Raw genomic sequence first — 1,701 nt, 5'->3', positions numbered from 1 at the left:
GTGGTCGATGGGGGGTCGGTGGACGGTCGGCGGGCGGCCGGCGGGCCTAGCTCTCGCGGAGCGGCTCGCGTGAGGTCTCCTTGGAGGACAGCACGGCCCAGAGCGAGACCAGCGCCGCGACGGCGAGGTACCAGGCGGGGGAGAGGCTGCTGCCCGTCCAGGAGATGAGCAGCGTGGCGACGAAGGCCGCGGTGCCGCCGAACATGGCGTTCGCCATGTTGAAGCTGATGGCGAAGCCGCTGTACCGGACCCGGGTCGGGAACAGTTCGGCGAGGAAGCTGGGCAGCGTTCCGTCGTTGAGCGAGAGCATGCCGCCCAGCAGCACCTGGATCACGATGACGGTCAGCAGCCCGGCGCCGTCCAGCAGCATGAAGGCCGGCACGGTGCACACCGTGAACAGGAGGGACGCGGTGATCAGCATCTTCTTGCGGCCGAACCGGTCCGAGGCCAGGCCGGTGAAGAAGATGCAGGCGATGTACGCCGCGAGTGAGACGGTGGTGGTGAGGAACGACTCGGTGGCGCCGAAGTGGAGTTCTTCCGAAAGATACGTCGGCATGTAGCTGAGCAGCATGTAGAAGGCGACCGCGTTGAGCACGGTGGCGCCCATCGCGAGTACCAGCGGGCGCCGGTTGGCGCGCAGCATCTGCTTGGCCGGAGTCGGTGTGACCTCCTGCTGTTCCTCCAGGGCGCGGAACGCCGGGGTGTCCTCCAGCCGCAGCCGGATGTAGCGGCCGATCAGGCCCATCGGAGCGGCGAGGAGGAAGGGCAGGCGCCATCCCCAGCTGTGCATCTGCCCGTCGGAGAGGATTCCGCTGAGCAGCGCCGCGAGCAGGGATCCGAGGAGCAGACCGGACGCGGTGCTCGCCGGAACCACGGAAGCGTACAGCCCGCGCCGGCCGGGCGGAGCGTACTCGACCAGGAAGGCGGAGGCGCCGGCGTACTCGCCGGAGGCGGAGAAGCCCTGGACGATCCGCACGATCAGCAGCAGCAGCGGAGCGAGCAGGCCGACCGCGCGGTAGGTGGGCAGGAGGGCGATGCAGAAGGTCGCCACGGACATGATCACAATGGACAGCGACAGCGCGTTGCGCCGGCCGACCTTGTCGCCGATGTGTCCCCAGACGAACCCGCCGATGGGGCGGACGAAGAAGGAGACGGCGAAGACGACGAACGTGGCCAGCAGAGCCGTCGTGCGATCGGTGTCGGGGAAGAAAACGGTGGAGATCGTCGCCGCCAGATAGCCGTAGGCGGCGTAGTCGAACCACTCGACGAAATTGCCGATGAAGCTGGCCGCCACCACGCGGCGGCGCGTCGAGGGCTCCACGGAGGTGTCCACGCCGACCTCCCGGGGGCCGGTAACATCGGGTGCGGACATAGTGGATGAAGCGGATGAAATGGGCGAGGCGGTGGGCTGCCCCGTCAGGCTCGGCTGGTCGCTCATGAACCGGCTCCCAAGCGTCAGGTTGCGTGTGCAGCAACGATGTTGCAGACCGTAAGTCGACACTTCGGGGTCGAGCAAGGTGTTCGGCCATGATTTTTCTAAAGTCGCACCTCTGTTGCGTATAAAGCAACAAGCCGCCGACTTGAGGTCGGCGGCTCCAGGGGTCGGCTCCAGAGGCCGAGCGGGCGGAGGGGGCGGCTCACCTACCCCCGCCGAGAACTGATCGACCGTCTCCAACGGGGTAAGTGCGAGCTCTGCCAGCA

At 67.4% G+C, this 1,701-nt stretch carries 1 protein-coding gene; it reads right to left on the bottom strand.

Features of this window, described 5'->3' with window-relative positions:
* Nucleotides 1-46 precede the first annotated feature (46 nt).
* Nucleotides 47-1,333 carry an MFS transporter gene (locus C1I97_RS36700; RefSeq protein ID WP_258382923.1) on the bottom strand — a complete coding sequence of 429 codons (1,287 nt, stop codon included), beginning with the start codon at nt 1,331-1,333 and terminating at the stop codon, nt 47-49.
* Nucleotides 1,334-1,701: the final 368 nt, after the last annotated feature.

Source organism: Streptomyces sp. NTH33, from assembly GCF_003236365.1.
In the GTDB taxonomy this organism is placed as follows: domain Bacteria; phylum Actinomycetota; class Actinomycetes; order Streptomycetales; family Streptomycetaceae; genus Streptomyces.
This window is presented reverse-complemented; position numbering and strand designations above follow the sequence as displayed.